This is a genomic window from Pseudomonas sp. MWU13-2100 (genome assembly GCF_023242365.1).
Taxonomy (GTDB): domain Bacteria; phylum Pseudomonadota; class Gammaproteobacteria; order Pseudomonadales; family Pseudomonadaceae; genus Aquipseudomonas.
Window position 1 is genome coordinate 162,133 of sequence record NZ_JALLIX010000009.1, and the last position, 17,933, is coordinate 180,065.

A 17,933-nucleotide genomic window follows, 5' to 3' on the forward strand; every position below is an offset into this window, starting at 1 on the left:
TATCGATGCAGTTGTGCCCCGACATGAGGTCAGGGCGCCTGACCTGCCGCCGGTCCGGAAGCGACGAACCAATCCGGCCCGCGAGCAGTCAATGAATGCAGGTTCCGATCAGAGTGGTGACACACATGGATAACCCCTTTCAGTTGATCAACGAGGCTTTCCAACCCGAATACCGGGTCAACCTCAGCCTTCAGGGACTCGACGGCGACATCATGCTGACCCTGTCCAATGCCAGCGGGATAGTGGCCAAGCGGATGATCAGCGCCGAACAGCGCAATGATCCGCGGCGCCTGAAACGCCTGATCCAGAGCGTGCAGTTCGGTATCGCCATCGAGCAGGGGCACAGTGCGCTGGATATTCTCACGGCCATGACCGACAGCGACAGCCTCAAGCTGGCGACCCTCCCCGCACCGGTCTGGAGCGGTGCCGGCCATCATGTCGGGCGTCCGGCCACACCGACCGGCCGGGTGCTGACCCTGCCGCTTCGTTAAGCAGCCGCTACAGCAACTGCAACCCATTGGGGCGCGCGCCGGGAAAAACGCTCTGAAGTTGCGCAGTGGACAACCCCCAGGTGCGGCCCAACAGGCCGCCCAGCAGATCGCGGTAGTTGTTCAGCACCGGATAATCGCGGTTCTGCAACAGGCTGCCCGGCGCCACTGCCACTTGCTCGCCGGCGATACGCCCACCGTGCACGCCGCCGCCCAGCACCCAGTAGACCGTGCCATGGCCATGATCGGTGCCACGATTGCCGTTCTCGCGGAAGGTGCGGCCAAATTCCGAGACCACCACCACGGTGGTGTCTTTCCACTGATCGCCCATGGCCTCGGCAAAGGCCGCCAGGCCCTGGCCCAGGTTCGCCAGGTTGTTGGAGAGCGGTCCCTGGGCGCCGCCCTGGTTGACGTGGGTGTCCCAGCCACCAACATCGACGAAACCAAGCCGATACTGATCGCGCATCAGGGTGGCGATGCGCCGGGTTTCTGCGGCGAAGTTCTGCGCCGTCTGCGCACCACGGCCGGCCCTGGTCATTTCGTCCTGCAGGTCCTTCGACACTTGCTGGCGCAGTTGCAGACCGTCGGTCACCGGCGCGGCCAGCGTCGTGCCCTTGTACATCGAGGCGAGGATCGCGGACTGGCGCTCGTCGAACACCGGTTTCGAAACCCCGCGCAACGACAGGTTGGGAATATCCCGGCCGCCCTGGAAACTCAGCGGCAAGGCATCGGTAAAGGCAATCGGCGCGCTGCCGGGCACGGCGCCGGCCAGACGGGCGAGAAAGCCCGAACCATAGTGGCCGTGCTGCTCGCCGGCCAGGCCGGCCTCGATATTGTCCTGGGTTTCGAAGTGGCTGCGCGACAGGTCGTCGGTACCGGCAAAGGGCACGAAGGCGAGCTGCTTGCGTTGCCAGAGCGGGTAGAGCGAATCGCGCAACAGCGGGTTGAGGCCCCAATGGCCGTCGAGGGCGATGGCGCTGTTGGGGTTGTGCGGATCGGGCCGGGCAATCGCCAGGCTCGGCCGCGAGGCGTAGTAGAAATCGCTGGCATAGGGCACCAGCAGGTTGTTGCAGTCATAGCCGCCACGCAGGAACACCATCAGAAAGCGCGGTGCCGACGCGGGAGCGGCAAACAGCTTGCCGGAGAACGACAAGGTCGGCAGAGTCGCGGCGGCGACCGCTGAAGCGACCAGAAAGTCTCGACGATTCATCACTGCACCTTCCTTGAAGAGCACGGCGTTAACGGTTGTTGAAGTCCGGTGAAGACAACAGGAAGGTGTTCCATTCCTGGGGCGAGGTGGCCTGATTCAGCGCGGCGGTGGTGGCGGCCGACAGATGTGGACCAATGGCCTCGTAATACAACGGCGTGGTGATCATGGGAAAACCGCCCTGGGCCTTGTCACTGCCTTCGGGGGTAAACAGCTTGTTGTAGCCCGAGCCGATGGAGCGGGCGATTTCGAAACGCTTCGACATCTGCCCGGAGCTGGCCCAACCGGCGGCGTCCAGCGGCCAGCCGTCCGGGGTCTGCCGGCCGAATACCGGTTCACCCAGTTGATTGAGCCAGTTGAGCATCGGCCGCGGATTGGCGATGGGCTTGCCGTCGTAGGCCAGGCGTACCGCCGAGACCACGAACTGGGTCGGGTCCTTGAATTTTTTCCCGGCACTTTGCAGCAGTTCCGGCGACTCGAAGAGTGTGCGCAGCACCTGGGCGATATCGCCATCGCTGCGCTGGAAGGTCACGCTCATACGGTCCACCAGGGCTTGAGGCGGCTGGTCGGCGACAAAGTATTGCGCCAGTTTGCGCGAGATAAACTGCGCACAGGCTTTCTGCCGGGTGATCAGGTTGAGCGCCCGGGTGATCTCATCGAAGCCGCTGCCCTGGATCCGTTCGCCCAGCAGCACCTTGTCGGAGAAGTCGTGGCGATTGGGGTTGAACTGGAACATCCCGTCATTCACCACCAACGGCGCCACCCGCGGTCCGAACTTCTGCACCCGACCATCCAGCGGCCTCACCCCGGCGCCGGTGAGGATCAGCGCCAACTGCTGGACATCCTGCTGGGTGTAGCCGGAGCCGACCCCCAGGGTGTGCAGTTCCATCAGCTCACGGGCGTAGTTTTCGTTGACCTTGCCCCTGGCGTTCTGGGCATTGTCGAGAAACTCCAGCATGGCCGGGCTCTTGAGGGTTGCCAGCAGCAGGTCCTTGAACTTGCCCAGGGCATGTGGGCGGATCACCTGCTCTTCGTAGTCCGCCGCCATAAGGCGTACCGCGCCCTTGCCGGCAAACACGCTGAAGTGATTGAGCCAGAAGCCGACCATCTGCTCCTTGAGCTGGTTGCCGCCATAGACGGCTCGCAACAGGGTGATTTGCCGGGCCTGGTCGGCGGCGTCATTGAGCTGTTGCTGCTGGGATTTTCTCGCTTCGACCTTGGCGTCGCCGTCCGGCATCGACTGCAGTTGCTCCTGGCCCTGTTTGAAGGCGAGCAAGGTGGCCTGCAACGGTTGCGCGAGGATCGGGAATGCCCGCAATTGCGCGTCGATGCCCGGCGGCAACGGATCACGAATACGGTCGGCCAGTTGCGCCTCCAGCAAGCCGTTACGGCCCATGGCGCGAAAGCGCGCGACGTTCGCCGCATCCAGATCGTAACCGTCGCGCCGCAGCCAGGCCGAATCGGCGGGACTCAACGGCGCGACAGGCGCCGCCACGGCAACGCCGGGAAGGCCCGCCACCAGGAACACCGACAACCCCAGACAACGTAGAACAGCACCCGGTACTGGCATATCAAGAGGCTTCCAAAGGTGAGAGCGACAGCAATCCTTTCATCCCCAGTGTCTGTCGAACTGGCTGTACCAATGCTGACAAATGCGCATTCAGTTCTATCCTGCCTGAGGCTTGTGACAAGCGGCTCTTGCGCCGAAAAAGACGGTGTCGGGTTCAGGAACCGGACAGATACATACTGTTACAACAAGCGTAGCCGGTGATAAAACACCGCAACGATCCGTTCGCCAGGCATGTGCCGTGGGCGGACCACTCCGAGGAGGCAACATGTTTTTACGTTACGCAGCACTTGCAGCGGTAGTCATGGCGGCTTCCGGTTGCGTACAGGAGCGCGTGGTTCACGACCGCCAGGTGGTGGTCGAACGGCCGGCGCCGCAATACGTGGAAGTGGTGGCGCCGCAACCGCCACCGCAGGAAGTCATCGAAGTGGAGCCCGCCTATCGCCCCGGCTTCGTCTGGGCGCGGGGATACTGGCATTGGGACGGACGGCGCTATGTGGCGATGCACGGTCATTGGGAACCGGTGCGCCAGGGTTATCGCTATGTACACCCGCACTGGGAGCGGCATAACGATGGCTGGCATCTGCGCGCCGGGGTCTGGGTCAACTGATCAGCGACCGCCTGTAAGCGCGAGCACACTCGTGCTTACAGGCGTGATCGCCTGACGGCGTCTTTCAAAGATCACCCTTCTCCACTTCCGGATGCTCGCTGGAGCCCTCGCCGGTCTTGCGCTGCGGATGCTCGATCTTCACCGACGGGAACTGCGATGAGGCATAGCGCACCACCAGGATCGCCAGCGCCAGCAGCAGGATCGCCCCGGACAGGTAAACCACGCCCATGTCCGGCGGATTATGGTGCGACACATTGGAGATCAGCAGCCGGGTCAGCGCGGTGATCGCCACGTAGATCAGGAAGCGCACCGGCATGTGGTTGGTCTTGAAGTAGATCCCCACCATCGCCCCCAACTCGAGGTAGATGAACAACAGCAGGATGTCGTCGATCTTCAGATGACCCTCTTCGATCATCATCAAAAACTCCATCACCGCCGCCCAGGCCGTGACTCCGCCAATGGCGAACAGCGCCAGGTAATGAAACGACTCGACGAACAGGTTGCCCAGGGACTCGGCCACCTGATGCACGTTTTGTCGCAGGTTCTCGGCCCAATTGATTTTCACGGTGCAGGTTCCTTGGTTCGGCTTTATCGGAGGATGCGGGTAGAAGATGACTATTGTCCCTGCATGCAGAAAAAAGGCCAGAGACAGCAATAAAATGCAGGCAATGTGTCTCGGCAGACCCCGCGCTGGTGTGCGTGTCGACGCCCGCGATGCAGACGCGATGGCGCACCTGACAAAACGCGAAACAGGTCTACATTAAAAAGCCACTACCCAAACCCTGGGGATTCGCTTATGCTTTTAGCTGTATATAAATACAGTAATTGCAAAACACAACTATCGTGAAGGCATGTGAGGTGGTGAATGGCCGTCGAAGTGGTATACCGCAGCAGCCGAGATCTGGAGCGTTTGTTCATGGATAAAGCCGAAGCTGACCGTCATGACAAAATGCTCGAATTGGCCGAGCTGTTGGCCGAAGTCCTGCAAAAAGCCGTGCCCTCGCTGAGCGAGCAGCAGGTGGAGGAAGCCGGCATCTACATGGCGAAAAACCGTGATGTATTCGCCCGGGCGTTCAAGAGCCAGCCGGACGCGCTGAGCGAATTGCTCTCGCCCCCGGCTCCCGCCGAATAAGGCACCTCACCGGTAAAGCAGGCGCTCCGCCAGTTCGTCGGCCACTCGCGCCGGCGAGCGCTTTTCCGCCTGGGCATGGGCAAAGACTTCCGTCAGGCGGGAACCGATTCGGGACAAATGGGCGGTGATGGTCGACAGTTCCTCGCCCTGATGCCTGAGGGCGACATAGATCAATCCCCCCGAACTGATCACGTAGTCGGGGGCATAAAGAATCCCGCGTTTTTCCAACTGATCGGCGACGCTGATATGGGTCAGCTGGGTGCTGGCCGAACCCGCCACTGCCGCGCAACGCAGCTGCGCCACGCTCTGGCTGGTAAGCACATTACCTACGCTGCAGGGGGCAAGAATGTCACACGGCGTACTGAGCAAGGCTTCACAGGCGATCGGATGCGCACCCAATTGTTCCATGGCCAGTTGCACCTTGCCCGGGTCGGTATCGCTGACCAGCAATTCCGCTCCCGCCGCATGCAACTGCTCGGCCAGGGCATAACCGACATTGCCCAACCCTTGCACCGCCACCCGCAACCCTTCCAGATTGTCGCTGCCCAGCCGCGCCATGGCGGTGGTGCGAATCCCGGCGAACACGCCCATGGCCGCGTGCGGCGACGGGTCGCCGGCGCTGGTGGTGCTGGTGACGTGCTGGGTGTATTGGGCGATGCAATCCATATCGACCGTGGAGGTCCCACTGTCGATGGCGGTGATATAGCGCCCGTCGAGCTGCTCGATACAACGACCAAAGGCTTCGAACAGGGCGGCGCGGCTTTCCACATGGGGAGGACGAATGATCACCGCCTTGCCACCACCCACCGACAACCCCGCAAGCGCAGCCTTGTAGCTCATGCCCTGGGCCAGGCGAATGGCATCGACCATGGCACTTTCATCATTGGGATAGGCCAGGTAACGGCACCCCCCCAGCGCCGGCCCGAGCCGACGATTGTGGATGGCGATCACCGCCTTCAACCCGGTGACCGGATCGACACTGAGGTGCAGCGACTCAAGACGAGTGCTTTGCATGAGAGCGAACATCGAGAGGCCCCCTGGATACTACCTGTAGCGAGTATAGGCTTCGTGGGAAAGCTTGCAGAAGCAAGCAGGAATAAGCCTTCGGCGTTTGCTGGCTTTGCGACATAACCCGCAAGCGCTGCAAGAGACTGGACGAAAGCCCGTCGCGGGGCTAAAACAGAGACTCTGCCGGAGATCTCGATGAACCCCCGCCAAGCGTTTTTCGCCTGCCTGCAACGCACCCCGCCCGCCGTGTTCGAAGCCGCCGTGTGGATGGCCGCCGAACATGACGCGCAGGTCCTGCCCGAATCCGTGCTGCGGGATTTCCGCGACCTGCGACAACGAGTCAGCGCCGGCCTGCCGATGCTGCCGGTCAGCGAGTTGGGCCAGCCACTGTTGCGGCGGCTGAACGATCTGGGGTTCCAGCAGGATGAGTTCACCCCGCTACGGCCTCACGCGGCATTGCTCGACAAGGTCTTGCAGCGCCGCCGCGGGCAGCCGCTGGCGCTGGCGTTGATCGCCCTGGAACTGGCCCGGCAGCTGGAGATTCCATTGGTGGGGGTGAATTTCCCCGGGCATTTCCTGCTGCGGGTGCCGGGGGCCGACCATCTGCTCGACCCGTGCGGCGGACGACGTCTTTATCCCAATGACTGCCGTGAGCTGCTGACCCGCCAGTATGGTCCGAGCACAGTGCTGAAGGCCGAACATATGCACACGGCCACACCAGTACAGATGCTCCAGCGCCTGTCGCGCAACCTGCGGCAATTGCACCAGGCCAACGACGACTTCCTCGGCGCCCTGGTGGATGCCGAACGGGTCCTGGAACTGGGCCAGGCCAATGCCGGCGACTACCTGGCCCGCGCCAGCCTGTACCAGCGCCTCGATTGCCCGCGGGCCGAACGCCATGACCTGGAACGGGCACTGTTGCTCAGCGAAGACCCGCTCCAGCGACTACGGCTGACGGAGCGACTGGGGCAATTGCCACCGAATGCAGTGGTGCATTAGGCCATTGCGAGAAGATCCGCTTCGCTCGCATCGTGAACTCAGCAAACCTTTATGGTGAGACGCCTATCTTCCTGTGGGAGCGGAGCTTGCCCGCGAAGCTTTTAGCGGCATCAGGGGCCCCTTCGCGGGCAAGCTCCGCTCCCACAAGATGTTCAGTGTGTCTTACAAAGGGGTATCCGGCTGGTTGGCCGGGTGCGCCTTGATAAACGCCGGGTGCTGCTCCGCCAGCGCCGCCACCCGGCGAATACGCGGATACGCCTCCAGTGACACCTTGAAACGCTGCGCCGCATACAGTTGCGGAATCAGGTATACATCCGCCAATCCCGGCTCCTTGCCAAAGCAATAACCGACCTCGCCAATCAACTGCTCCACCGCCGCCAGCCCCTGGCTGACCCAGTGGCCGATCCACTCCTGCACCTGGGCATCGTCATGCCCCCACTGGCGCAGCAGGTTGGTGGTGCCGGAGTTGTGCAACGGATGAATATCGCAACCGATCAGCGCCGCCACCGCTCGCTCGCGGGCACGGGTCAGCAGGTCCGAGGCCAGCAGCGGCGGCTGTGGATAACGCTCTTCGAGAAACTCGATGATCGCCGGTGACTGCGTCAGCACATCGCCAGCGTCCGTACGCAAGGCCGGCACCCGCCCCTGTGGGTTGACCGCCAGATATGCCGCCTGGCGCTGCTCGCCACCGCCCGGGGCGATCAGGTTGATCGGCAGCGCGTGGTAATCCAGGCCCTTGAGGGCCAGGGCGATCCGCACGCGGTAGGACGAGGTCGAACGGTAGTAGGTGTAAAGTTCCATGGTCCTCTCCTCTCAGCGTGCCGGAACAATCTTGCCGCGGCATTCGCCGAAGCCAATCGAAGCAAAACCTTCACGGCGGCAACGCGCTCGCAGGATGATTTCATCACCGTCCTCAAGAAACTTGCGCACTTCACCCGAGGCCAGTTCCACGGCTTTCTTGCCGCCTTCGGTGATCTCCAGCAGGCTGCCGAACTGCCCGGCTTCAGGCCCGGACAAGGTGCCCGAGCCGAACAGGTCGCCAGCCTGCAACTGGCAGCCGTTGACGCTGTGGTGGGCAACCAGTTGCGCCACCGTCCAGTACATATGCCGGGTGTTGCTCAGGGTCAGGCGCTGGGCCGGCAGGTTCTGCTCGCGCATGGCCTCGGTCAGCAGCAGCACTTCCAGTTCGATATCGAAAGCACCACCCTGCTGATCGCGCGTGTCGAACAGGTACGGCAATGGCTGCGGATCGCCTTGCGGACGCGCCGGCTGGGCCTGGCGGAACGGTGCCAGGGCCTCGGCCGTCACCACCCAGGGCGAGACGCTGGTAATAAAGCTCTTGGACAGGAACGGCCCCAGCGGCTGGTATTCCCAGGCCTGGATATCCCGCGCCGACCAGTCGTTGAGCAGGCAGAAACCGGCGATATGCTCGGCAGCATCGCCAATGGCAATCGACTCGCCCAGGGTATTGCCCGGGCCGATCCAGATGCCCAGCTCCAGTTCGTAGTCCAGCCGTGCGCAGGGGCCGAAGGTCGGCTCGGTCTGGCCCGCGGGCAGGGTCTGGCCCTTGGGCCGCCGTACCTCGGCGCCGGACGGGCGCACGGTCGACGCCCGGCCGTGATAACCGATGGGCACGTACTTGTAGTTGGGCAGCAGCGGGTTGTCGGGACGGAACAGCTTGCCGACATTCTGCGCATGCTCGATGCCGACGTAAAAGTCGGTGTAATCACCGATCCTGGCCGGCAGGTGCATCTGGCAATCGGCGGCCAGGTGCAGCAGCTTCGCGCCTTGGGCTTCGATCTTGCCGCGCAGGCTGCTGCCTTCGCCGAGCAGTTCCAGCAGGCGCGCGCGCAAGGCCACGCGGGCCGCGGAACCGAGTTCGAAAAAGGCATTCAACTGGCCGCCACGGGTTGCTTCGACCGCGACCTTGGCCTCGCCGTCGAACAAGCCAAGTTCCAGCGCCGCTTCCAGGTCGAAGATCTGCTCGCCAATCGCCACGCCACTGCGCGGGGTCGAGCCCTGGTGGCTGAACACCCCCAGCGGCAGGTTCTGCAGCGGGAAATCGGTATGTCCGTTGGCGGACGCAACCCAACTGCGAAGGATGGTTGGCAGACTCATGGGTTATCTCCGATTCGGGTTGAAAGTGACGGGCAAGGTGGCCCAGCAGTTATCGTAGTTGCTTTGCAGCTGCGGGCAGTCAAGGGCGAAACGGCTCGGACGTAGCACCTGGCTGGTCTCGAACATGAAGGCCATGGTGTTGTCGATCTTGCTCGGCGCCAGCTCGGCGGCAATCGCCCGGGTGCAGGTTTCACCGTCCGGGCCGTGGGCGCTCATGCAGCTGTGCAGCGACGCGCCGCCAGGCAGGAAGCCTTCGGCCTTGGCGTCGTAGGCGCCCACGATCAGGCCCATGAACTCGTTCATCAGGTTGCGATGGAACCACGGCGGACGGAAGGTGTTCTCGGCCACCATCCAGCGCGGCGGGAAGATCACGAAGTCGAGGTTGGCCATGCCCGGCACGCTGGTGGGTGATGTCAGCACGGTGAAAATCGACGGGTCCGGGTGATCGAAGCTGACCGTGCCAAGGGTGTTGAAACGGCGCAGGTCGTATTTGTACGGCACATTGTTGCCGTGCCAGGCGACCACATTGAGCGGCGAATGATCGAGCTCGCAGCCCCAGAGTTCGCCGAGGAATTTCTGCACCAGGGTGGTCGGTTGCCGCAGGTCTTCGTAATGGGCGACCGGGGCCAGGAAGTCCCGCGGGTTGGCCAGGCCGTTGCTGCCGATCGGCCCGAGGTCCGGCAGGCGCAGTGGCGCGCCATGGTTTTCGGCGAGGTAGCCACGGGCCTGCGAATCGAGCAGTTCGATGCGGAATTTCAAGCCACGGGGCAGGACCGCGATTTCCAGCGGTTCGATCTCCAGCACGCCCAGCTCGGTGACGAGGCGCAGCCGCCCCTGTTCCGGGACCAGCAGCCATTCACCGTCGGCATTGAAGAACACCCGCTCCATGGAGCGGTTGGCGCGGTAGCTGTAGAGGCTGATGCCGGCCGGTTTGTCCGCCGCAGAGTTGGCCGCCATGCTCACCAGGCCGTCGAGGAAATCCGTGGGCTCGCCCGGGATCTCCAGCGGGTTCCAGCGCAGGCGATTGGGGGTCACCGAACCCAGCGGCCCGCCAGCCAACTGCCGCTCCAGCTTGACGAACGCCGGGTGCCGGGCCGACGGCTGGATGCGATACATCCAGGTGCGCCGTGCTTCGCTGCGGGTCATGGTGAAGGCCGTACCGGAAAACAGCTCGGCATACAGGCCATACGGCGCTTTCTGTGGGGAGTTCTGACCAACCGGCAGTGCGCCGGGCAGGGCCTCGCTGCTGAATTCGTTACCGAAGCCGGACTGATAGGCCAGCACCGTGGAATCGGGGTTCATGGAGCCTCCTGGAGGGAGTGGACCTGGGGCTGCCTGCTGATTCGAAGAGCGTGCAGCACGGGTCGGTTTATTTTTATGGGGACGAAATTATGCATTACGTAACTTGATTATGCAGAACGTAATTTGATTGACGGTGCCCGTCAAGCTATAAAGACGCCCATTCGTCCCGGGATTACATTGCCTCCATGGAAAAGCCGCGCCCTACCAGCGACAGCAACGGTAAACAGAAAGTCCGCTCGGCGGAGGTCGGTACCGACATCCTCAAGGCACTGGCGGAACTGTCGCCCAGCACCTCGCTATCACGCCTGGCCGAGCATGTGCAGATGCCGGCGAGCAAGGTCCACCGTTATTTGCAGGCCTTGATCGCCAGCGGCTTCGCCGAGCAGAACCCGGCGACCAACCACTATGGCCTGGGTCGCGAAGCGCTGCGGGTCGGCCTCGCGGCGCTGAACAGCATGGAGGTACTGCACGTGGCGGCCATGCCGTTGGCGGAACTGCGCGACGACCTGAATGAAAGCTGCTTCCTCGCGGTATGGGGCAACCATGGCGCGACCGTGGTGCATATCGAACCGGCGGTGCGCGCGGTGACGGTGGTGACGCAGTTGGGGTCGGTGCTGCCGTTGCTCAGTTCGTCCACCGGGCTGGTGTTCAATGCCTTCCTGCCGGATCGGGAAACGGTCGAGCTGCGCGAAGCCGAACTCAAGGCCGGCCAGCCGCACCCGCTGGCGGATGCCGCCGCGTATGCCGCGACTTGCGAACAGATCCGCCGCCGCGGACTGCATTTCGTCCATGGCCTGCTGATGCCGGGGGTCGATGCCCTGTCGGCGCCGGTGTTCAATGCCCTGGGCCAGGTGGTGGCGGTGCTCACGGTGGTGGGGCCGACCTCGTTGTTCCACGCCGATGAAGACGGCCCGGCGGCCAAGCGCTTGCTGGCGGCGAGCGAGGCAGTCAGTTGGCGGATGGGTTATCAACCGCAGGACTGAAAATACCTCTTGTGGCGAGCGGGCTTGTCGGAACGCCGCACCGCCGCGCTCAGCTGCGAAGCAGTCGCAAACCCTGTGAATGCGCTCTGCCTGACACAATGAAGTCGCTGACTTCAGGGCCGCTTCGCTGCCCAGCGCGGGCAAGCCCGCTCGCCACAGGGATTACCTCTCCAGCGGAATTACCCCATCAGCCCCAGGGCCTTGGCCTTGGCCACCGCCTGGGTCCGCCGCTCCACCCCCAGCTTGCTGTGAATCCGCCGCGCATGGGTTTTCACCGTGTGCAATGAAATAAACAACTGGTCGGCGATCTGCAGATTGGAGCTGCCCAGGGCAATCAGCTTGAGCACTTCCAGCTCACGCTGGCTCAACGGATTGTCACCCGTGGCGATCAACGCCTCCTCGAACCCCAGGCGCCCCAGCATCCCCGGCTGGCGCAGGCGCAGCTCACGCAAGGCCTGTTGCAGGTTGCAACGGCTGACCAGCGCCAGCCCCTCCTCCAGATGACTCTTGGCCAACGCCGTTCGCCCCTGCAGGAACGCCACTTCCGCCAGCGCCAGGCGCAGTTCGGTTTCCATCCCCTGCATGCCCCGGCGTTGGGCCTGCTCAAGCAACAGCGCCAGTGCTTCCAAGGGAGTCTGGGCCTTGTGTAGATAAACCTGCGCCAGCACCAACAGGTACTCAAGACGCGGAATCAACTCCAGCGTCGCCGGCGGCGCCTGCACCCCACTCACACCGCTGTAGTGACGCAACACCCGGGTCAGCGCCTCTTCCGCCAGCTCCGGGCGCCCCTGCTGCAACCAGAAATGGCAACTGACCATCAGCAGTACCGCGCGATACACCACGTCCGGAATATGCCGTTGCTGCATCAGGCGTTCGGCATCGCGCAGGCGCACAAACGCCTTGGCGTAGTCGCCGTGGTTGGCATCCAGCAAGGCCAGCCCGAGAAAGCCGTACAAGGCCTGTTTATCCTGGCTGCGCAAGCACTCATCCAGACCTGTCTGAAAATACCCGGCCGCCTGTTGATCGCGGCCCTGGCGCAGGGCGATCCGTCCCTGGCGCAAGGCGATCCGCCCGAGCAGCGGCCCGGCCAGATGGCGCTTGGCCGATAACAAGGCGTGCATGTTGTCCAGCAGGCTCTCACTGCGGTGCAGGGCGCCACGCTGTTCCAGCAACTGCGCATGGTCAAGTTCCAGCAGCGCCTCGAACAGCAGCGAGCCTTGTGCCCGCGCCAGGCACAGGGCGTCGCGGCTCAAGGCGTGGGCCTGCTCCAACTCGCCCTCGAGCAGCGCCTGCTGGGTCAGCCCCGACAGACAGAACAACCGCGCCGGCCAGGCCGCCGCCGGCAGCTCCTGCAACGCCTCGAGGAAATGCCCGCGCGCCTGTTGCGCCTGCCCTTGCAGATGCAGCAACCAGCCCTGCTGGGCCTGCCAGCGCGCCACCAGCTGTCGCTGTGCCGCCGCCGAGGGTTGCGGCGAGAAACGCGCCATCTGCTCAATGCTGTGGGCCGCCTCGTCGAAACGCCCGGCGAACAGCAACGCGGTGGTGATCAAGCCCACCAGGTGCGGCGTGCCGAACATCAGGTCGTCCGCTTGTTGCTCGTGCAGGCGCAACAGCAGCGCCACGTTCTGCTCCTGGAACAAGTAATCGAAGGTGAAGTTGTGCAACAGGCTGGCGGCGACTTCGAACTCTTCGGCGGCCAGGGCCTGTTCCACCGCCGCCTGCCAGTCGCCACGGGCACTGAACCACTGGCAGGCGCGGCGATGCCAGGAACGCCCGGCCGGCCAGGGTTCGTCGCGCAGCAGCAGGGCCAGCGGGGCGAACACCCGCAGCCATTCCGAAGAGTCTTCCCAGGGTTCGATAAAACAGCCCAGCTCCTGCAGGGTACGCATCCACTGGGCGCCCTCCCCGGCGCCGAACAGGTGCTCGCAGAGGTCGGCATTGAAACGTGGCAGATGCACCAGCACGCGCCAGGCCTCGGCCAGCTCCGGCGCCAGGGCATCGAACAGTTCATGTTGCAGGTAGTCGAGCAGGGTCGCCGAACGTCGCGACCCGGCGTCGGGAAGGTTGGCGATCCAGGCCGGCGCCTCGAGCATGGCGACCCGCACCCCGGCGCACCAACCGGCGGTGTACTGGCTCATCCGGTCAAGGCACTGCGGGGTCAGGGTGATCGACGGGTGGCTCACCAAGCGTTCGATTTCGCCGCGCTCGAACGCCAGGCTCGGGCCCTCGACTTCATAGAGTTCGCCTTCGAGCAACAGGCGCGGCCAGTTGCAGTGGGGGCGCCGCCGCACGCCCAGCCACCAGCTGAGAACCGGACTGCTGGCCGCCAGCAAGCGATCGAGCAGTTGATCCAGCGCCGGGTTGGGCAACCGGCAATAGTCGTCGAGAAAAATCCAGGTAGGCGTGGTCCAGCGCGCCAGCCGCGCCAACAGGCTCGATTCGTCCTGGGGTTCGTCCAGCCCCAACGCCTGGGCCAGGGCCGTGCAAAAGGCCTCGCTCGTGAGGCTCGCCCCGGACAACGGCAGCCAGCATACGCCACAGCTGGGCGGGGCTTGCAGCAGGCATTCGGCGAGCAAGGCGCTCTTGCCGCTGCCGGCGGGCGCGCAGAGCAGGCGGACGCGAGCCTGGGATTCGATCAAGGGGCTGCTTAGCCGCGGACGCGGCAAATGGCGGGAGGATAAACGAGGCAGGAACCCGGGACGGTCCAGACGCGGGGTCATGGCGGTCATTGCGGCGGCCTTTCTTGATTTTATCCGATCACCCTAGCCCTGTTCGCGCCTGGAAATGAACAAATATTCAGGAAACTTATCGCCGCCCATAAAAAACAGGCCCCGAGGGGCCAGTGAATGGATTCTTGAAAACGCCACGGAACCTGTAGGAGCAGGGCTTGCCGGATCGCCGCGAAGCTTTCAGCGGCCCCAAGGACCTCTTCGCGAGCAAGCTCTGCTCCCACAGGATGAGGGCGGTTTAACGCACCCCGCTCGCCCGCAGCGCCGCCGGCGTGTAATCCGCCGCCTTGCCGACAAAACCGAACTGGAAGCTGTGCTTCTCTTCGTTCTTCATGCCCAGGGCGATGTAGCGCCCGGCAATCAGGTCATACAGCGTTTCAACGGTATAAGCCGGCACCTGGTGGTCGTAGTAGAACTGCGCATGGCCTTCGGCTACCCGCCACAGTTGACCACGGCCGTCGTAGTGATCCACCAGCGCGACCTGCCAGCTGTCTTCGTCGAGGTACATGTGGCGCTTGGCATAGATATGCCGCTCGCTCGGCTTGACCGTGCCCTCGATCTCCCAGACCCGGTGCAACTCGTAGCGGGTCAGGTCCTGGTTGATATGACCGGCCTTGATGATGTCGGTGTACTTGAGGGTCGGCGAGTCCAGCTTGTAGCTGTTGTAGGGGATGTACATCTCCTTCTTGCCGATCAGTTTCCAGTCATAGCGGTCCGGCGCGCCGGAGAACATGTCGAAGTTGTCCGAGGTGCGCAGGCCATCGGCGGCGGTACCCGGGCCGTCATAGGCGACTTGTGGGGCGCGGCGCACACGGCGCTGGCCGGCGTTATAGATCCAGGCCAGGCGCGGTTCCTTCACCTGATCGAGAGTCTCGTGGACCAGCAGCACGTTGCCGGCCAGGCGCGCCGGCGCGGTGACTTCCTGTTTGAAGAAGGTCAGCACGTTGGCGCCCTTGTCCGGCGACAGGTCGGGAATTTCCGATGGTACGGCGGCTTCTTCCTCGAAGGTGATCGGGGTGAAGGAACCGTCGGTCTGCGGCGTGGCCTGGGTGATCGTGCGGCGCAGGTTGCCGCCGTGGTAACGGGTGATGTGGTTCCACAGCACTTCCACGCCGGTCTTCGGAATCGGGAAGGCGTAATAGCGGTTGCCGGTGAAGTTCGCCAGGCCGTTACCGTCGTTGATCGTCGTGACATTCAGGGCGCTGCGCTTGGCCGCCTCCAGAACCGCATCCGGCAGGACCACGGTGCGGTGCGTCGGGTAGACCGGGATCCTGTAGGTCTGTGGATAACGCTTGAACATCGCCAGTTGGCCTTCGGAGAGCTTGGCCTTGTACTGGTCGGCGGTGGCCGCGGTGATAACGAACAACGGTTTTTCGTTGGCGAACGGGTCGGCCAGGAAACCTTTGCTATCCACCGCACCGGCGTTTTTCGGGATACCGCCGGTGTAGGGCGGTATCGTGCCGTCGGCATTGCCGGCCTTTTCCGCGCCGATGGCGGTCAGGGTGGTACCGAGCTGGGCCGCTTCCTGCGGGGAAACCGCCGCCATTACGTTGGTGGCCAGCAGGCTCAGGGCCAGGGCGCCGCATTGCAAAATCATCTTGCGCATAAAATTGTCCTTCTCAAGCCTGGATCAGAAGTTCGCGCCGACGCTGAGCGCCACGAAGTCACGGTCAATCAGGGTGTTGTAGTTACCACCGAAAAAGTCGGTGTAGCTGAGGCTCGCGGTGTAGGTGTTGCGGTAGTCGGCGTCCACACCGATGCTGACCGCCTTGGCCCCCTGGTTGAACAGGCCGTTGGGGCCGTAACCCTTGACGTCATGGGACCAGGACACGTTGGGCTTGAGGTTGATCCCGGCGAACACGTTGCTGTAGTCGAGGATCGCCCGGGCACGATAGCCCCAGGAGGTCGCGGTGACGAAACCGCTGGTATCACCCTGGTAGCCATAGGCGCCGTAGACCGAGTCACGCCCGTAACGCAGCTTGTCCTTGGTTTCCAGGCCGCCGACATAGGTCATCCCCGCCTCGCCCACCAACGTCAGGCGCTCGGCACCGAGGACCTGGTCGAAGAACTGCGTGAAGGTAGTCTGTACCTGGGTGATTTCCTTGCGGCGGTAGCCGGAATTGTCCGAACCGGGGCTGGTCTGGATCGGCGAGGCGGCGCCACCGGCAATCGGGTTGACCAGCGCCAGGGTCAGGTCGGTGGTGTTGAGCTGCACCGGAGCGTTGGGACGATAGCTGATCTCGCCACTCCAGGCGGTGCCGGTCGGCAGGGTGGTCGAGAAGCTGGCGCCGTAGAGCCGGATATCTTCCGGATACTCAAGGTAGTACTGGCCGCGTCCCAGCATGATGCTTTGCGCCAGGCCGCTACGGAAGGCGGCCGGGGCCAGCGGCAGGATGCTGCCCAGCGCCGTGATGGTGCTGGCACTGGCGGTGGTGGTGCCGACGGTCGGGGTACGGCTGTGGTAGTTCATGAAATACAGGCCGTACTCGGTATCGCTGCCCAGCCAGCGCAAGGCCATGCCCCATTGGCCGCCATCACGGGCATCGCGGTCATCGCCGCGCTGCACCACGACACCTTCCGGGGTGACCTGAAAGCCCTGGCCGAACGCCGCGGCCAGCGGTTGCAACGGCGCGATTGCCGGGCTGCCGACGGTGTAGTTGTTGTTGCAACCGTGTTGCACCACATCGTTGCCGAAGAAGGTCCCGCAGTTGTCGACAACGGTGTTCTCCCAGTTCAACTGGTAGAACCCTTCGACCGTCAGTTGATCGGTCAGGCTCTGGGAGGCGAAGAACATGTTGACCGGGATCAGGCCTTCCTTGATCTCGGCACCCGGCCGACGGAAGGCCGAGACGTCGATCGGGTTGATGCTGTTGATCGAGTTGCCGATGAAGGTGCTTTCACCCCAACTGACCACCTGCTTGCCCAGACGTACGGTGCCCGGCAGGTCGGCGATGGAGTAGTTGTGGTAGACGAAGGCGTCGAGGATTTGCGCACCCGAAGAGCGTGCCCCTTCATCGCGATGATGATCGCTGATGTCCTTGAAGTCCTGGCCGCCATCGGCGGTCGCAAAGTCGTACCAGTACTTGCCGCGGACGAAGACGCCGGTGTCGCCGTACTTCAATTCCAGGTCGTGAATGCCCTTGATGATCTTCGAGAAGGCTTCGCCCTTCTTGTAGTTCAAGCGTCCGTCATCACCGGTGGAGGCCTGGCCGGTACCGCCGTTGGGCACCCCCACCAGGCTTTTGTCGGCATCGCGCAGGCCCCAGCTCACGCCAGCCGACAGGGATGAGTCGAACTTGCCTTCGATTTCCCCGATATTGAACGAAACCGCGTGCGCCTGCGCACTGGCGCCCATGGCAACCGCGATGGCCAGAGCCTGCGGCGTGAAGATGGCGCGCATTGTTGTTTTTGTCATGCGTCTTCCCCGGTGTGTGACAGAAGGCTTCACCCTACTCACCGCCAACGGGAGCGATAAGCGCACCAAGGAGGTATTCGTGTTGTACCTCGAAAGGATGAATGCATGCTCAGGGCGCGGTTTGCAGCGAACCATCGAACCCATGGATAACCTGTCATAGCGCACATGGATGGAGGGTTGCCTGGGGTGACCGCGGACGCAGCGACTGGAAAAGCGACTGTTACCCCAGCGGTAACGGTGATTGTCGCAAAGCGGGCTTTTTCAGCCGGGCGCCAGGCCGTTAATATGGCGCCCATCCACTGATTGCCGACGTTGGATTCACTCCTTGATCGAACGTCTTCCCTTGGCCACTGCGTTTGCAGTGGCCTTTTTTTT

The 17,933-nt window shown here is 63.3% G+C and carries 15 protein-coding genes; 5 read left to right on the plus strand and 10 right to left on the minus strand.

Features of this window, described 5'->3' with window-relative positions; genetic code table 11:
- The first annotated feature begins 125 nt into the window (after positions 1 to 125).
- Positions 126 to 491 (plus strand): DUF3509 domain-containing protein, encoded by a 366-nt coding sequence (locus M5B99_RS09260; protein ID WP_248803741.1) that lies wholly within the window; start codon positions 126 to 128, stop codon positions 489 to 491.
- Positions 492 to 498: 7 nt separating this feature from the next.
- Here the strand turns inward: M5B99_RS09260 and M5B99_RS09265 are convergent, their stop codons facing one another.
- On the minus strand, positions 499 to 1,698 hold the full coding sequence (locus M5B99_RS09265) for a DUF1501 domain-containing protein (RefSeq protein ID WP_248803742.1): 1,200 nt from the start codon (positions 1,696 to 1,698) through the stop codon (positions 499 to 501).
- Between the two features lie 28 nt (positions 1,699 to 1,726).
- Complete coding sequence (locus tag M5B99_RS09270; RefSeq protein WP_248803743.1) at positions 1,727 to 3,265, minus strand: DUF1800 domain-containing protein; 1,539 nt, start codon at positions 3,263 to 3,265, stop codon at positions 1,727 to 1,729.
- A gap of 265 nt (positions 3,266 to 3,530) precedes the next feature.
- Here M5B99_RS09270 and M5B99_RS09275 point away from each other — a divergent pair, with 265 nt between their 5' ends.
- Positions 3,531 to 3,872, plus strand: coding sequence for a hypothetical protein (locus tag M5B99_RS09275; protein ID WP_248803744.1), 342 nt, complete (start codon positions 3,531 to 3,533; stop codon positions 3,870 to 3,872).
- Between the two features lie 64 nt (positions 3,873 to 3,936).
- On the opposite strand, the gene M5B99_RS09280 is transcribed toward M5B99_RS09275, so the two are convergent.
- Entirely contained in the window at positions 3,937 to 4,437 is a 501-nt protein-coding gene (locus M5B99_RS09280) for a phosphate-starvation-inducible protein PsiE (RefSeq protein ID WP_248803745.1), read from the minus strand.
- A 300-nt stretch (positions 4,438 to 4,737) separates the two neighbouring features.
- Between M5B99_RS09280 and M5B99_RS09285 the strand changes: the two genes are divergently transcribed.
- Entirely contained in the window at positions 4,738 to 5,004 is a 267-nt protein-coding gene (locus M5B99_RS09285; RefSeq protein WP_248803746.1) for a YebG family protein, read from the plus strand.
- Between the two features lie 6 nt (positions 5,005 to 5,010).
- On the opposite strand, the gene M5B99_RS09290 is transcribed toward M5B99_RS09285, so the two are convergent.
- The gene (locus M5B99_RS09290) at positions 5,011 to 6,030 is read right to left on the minus strand and encodes a Leu/Phe/Val dehydrogenase (protein WP_248803747.1); all 1,020 of its coding nucleotides are present in this window, start codon (positions 6,028 to 6,030) and stop codon (positions 5,011 to 5,013) included.
- A gap of 177 nt (positions 6,031 to 6,207) precedes the next feature.
- Between M5B99_RS09290 and M5B99_RS09295 the strand changes: the two genes are divergently transcribed.
- A complete protein-coding gene (locus tag M5B99_RS09295; protein WP_248803748.1) occupies positions 6,208 to 7,011 on the plus strand; it encodes a SirB1 family protein in 804 nt (267 codons plus the stop codon).
- Between the two features lie 162 nt (positions 7,012 to 7,173).
- Here the strand turns inward: M5B99_RS09295 and maiA are convergent, their stop codons facing one another.
- Genes maiA through hmgA form a run of 3 tightly spaced genes read right to left on the minus strand, consistent with a single transcriptional unit; the run spans position 7,174 to position 10,431 of the window.
- Positions 7,174 to 7,812 carry a maleylacetoacetate isomerase gene (gene maiA, locus M5B99_RS09300; protein WP_248803749.1) on the minus strand — a complete coding sequence of 213 codons (639 nt, stop codon included), beginning with the start codon at positions 7,810 to 7,812 and terminating at the stop codon, positions 7,174 to 7,176.
- 12 nt (positions 7,813 to 7,824) lie between these two features.
- A complete protein-coding gene (gene fahA, locus M5B99_RS09305; RefSeq protein WP_248803750.1) occupies positions 7,825 to 9,129 on the minus strand; it encodes a fumarylacetoacetase in 1,305 nt (434 codons plus the stop codon).
- A gap of 3 nt (positions 9,130 to 9,132) precedes the next feature.
- Positions 9,133 to 10,431: a homogentisate 1,2-dioxygenase gene (gene hmgA, locus M5B99_RS09310; protein WP_248803751.1), complete on the minus strand. Its 1,299-nt coding sequence runs from the start codon at positions 10,429 to 10,431 to the stop codon at positions 9,133 to 9,135.
- A 185-nt stretch (positions 10,432 to 10,616) separates the two neighbouring features.
- On the opposite strand from hmgA, the gene M5B99_RS09315 reads away from it, so the two are divergent.
- Positions 10,617 to 11,414, plus strand: coding sequence for an IclR family transcriptional regulator (locus tag M5B99_RS09315; protein ID WP_248803752.1), 798 nt, complete (start codon positions 10,617 to 10,619; stop codon positions 11,412 to 11,414).
- Between the two features lie 179 nt (positions 11,415 to 11,593).
- On the opposite strand, the gene M5B99_RS09320 is transcribed toward M5B99_RS09315, so the two are convergent.
- The 3 genes from M5B99_RS09320 to M5B99_RS09330 form a co-directional block, all read right to left on the minus strand.
- Complete coding sequence (locus M5B99_RS09320; RefSeq protein WP_248803753.1) at positions 11,594 to 14,143, minus strand: LuxR C-terminal-related transcriptional regulator; 2,550 nt, start codon at positions 14,141 to 14,143, stop codon at positions 11,594 to 11,596.
- Positions 14,144 to 14,381: 238 nt separating this feature from the next.
- Positions 14,382 to 15,749, minus strand: a complete 1,368-nt coding sequence (locus tag M5B99_RS09325) for a DUF1329 domain-containing protein (protein ID WP_248803754.1) — start codon at positions 15,747 to 15,749, stop codon at positions 14,382 to 14,384.
- Between the two features lie 24 nt (positions 15,750 to 15,773).
- Positions 15,774 to 17,558 carry a DUF1302 domain-containing protein gene (locus M5B99_RS09330; protein WP_248803755.1) on the minus strand — a complete coding sequence of 595 codons (1,785 nt, stop codon included), beginning with the start codon at positions 17,556 to 17,558 and terminating at the stop codon, positions 15,774 to 15,776.
- Positions 17,559 to 17,933: the final 375 nt, after the last annotated feature.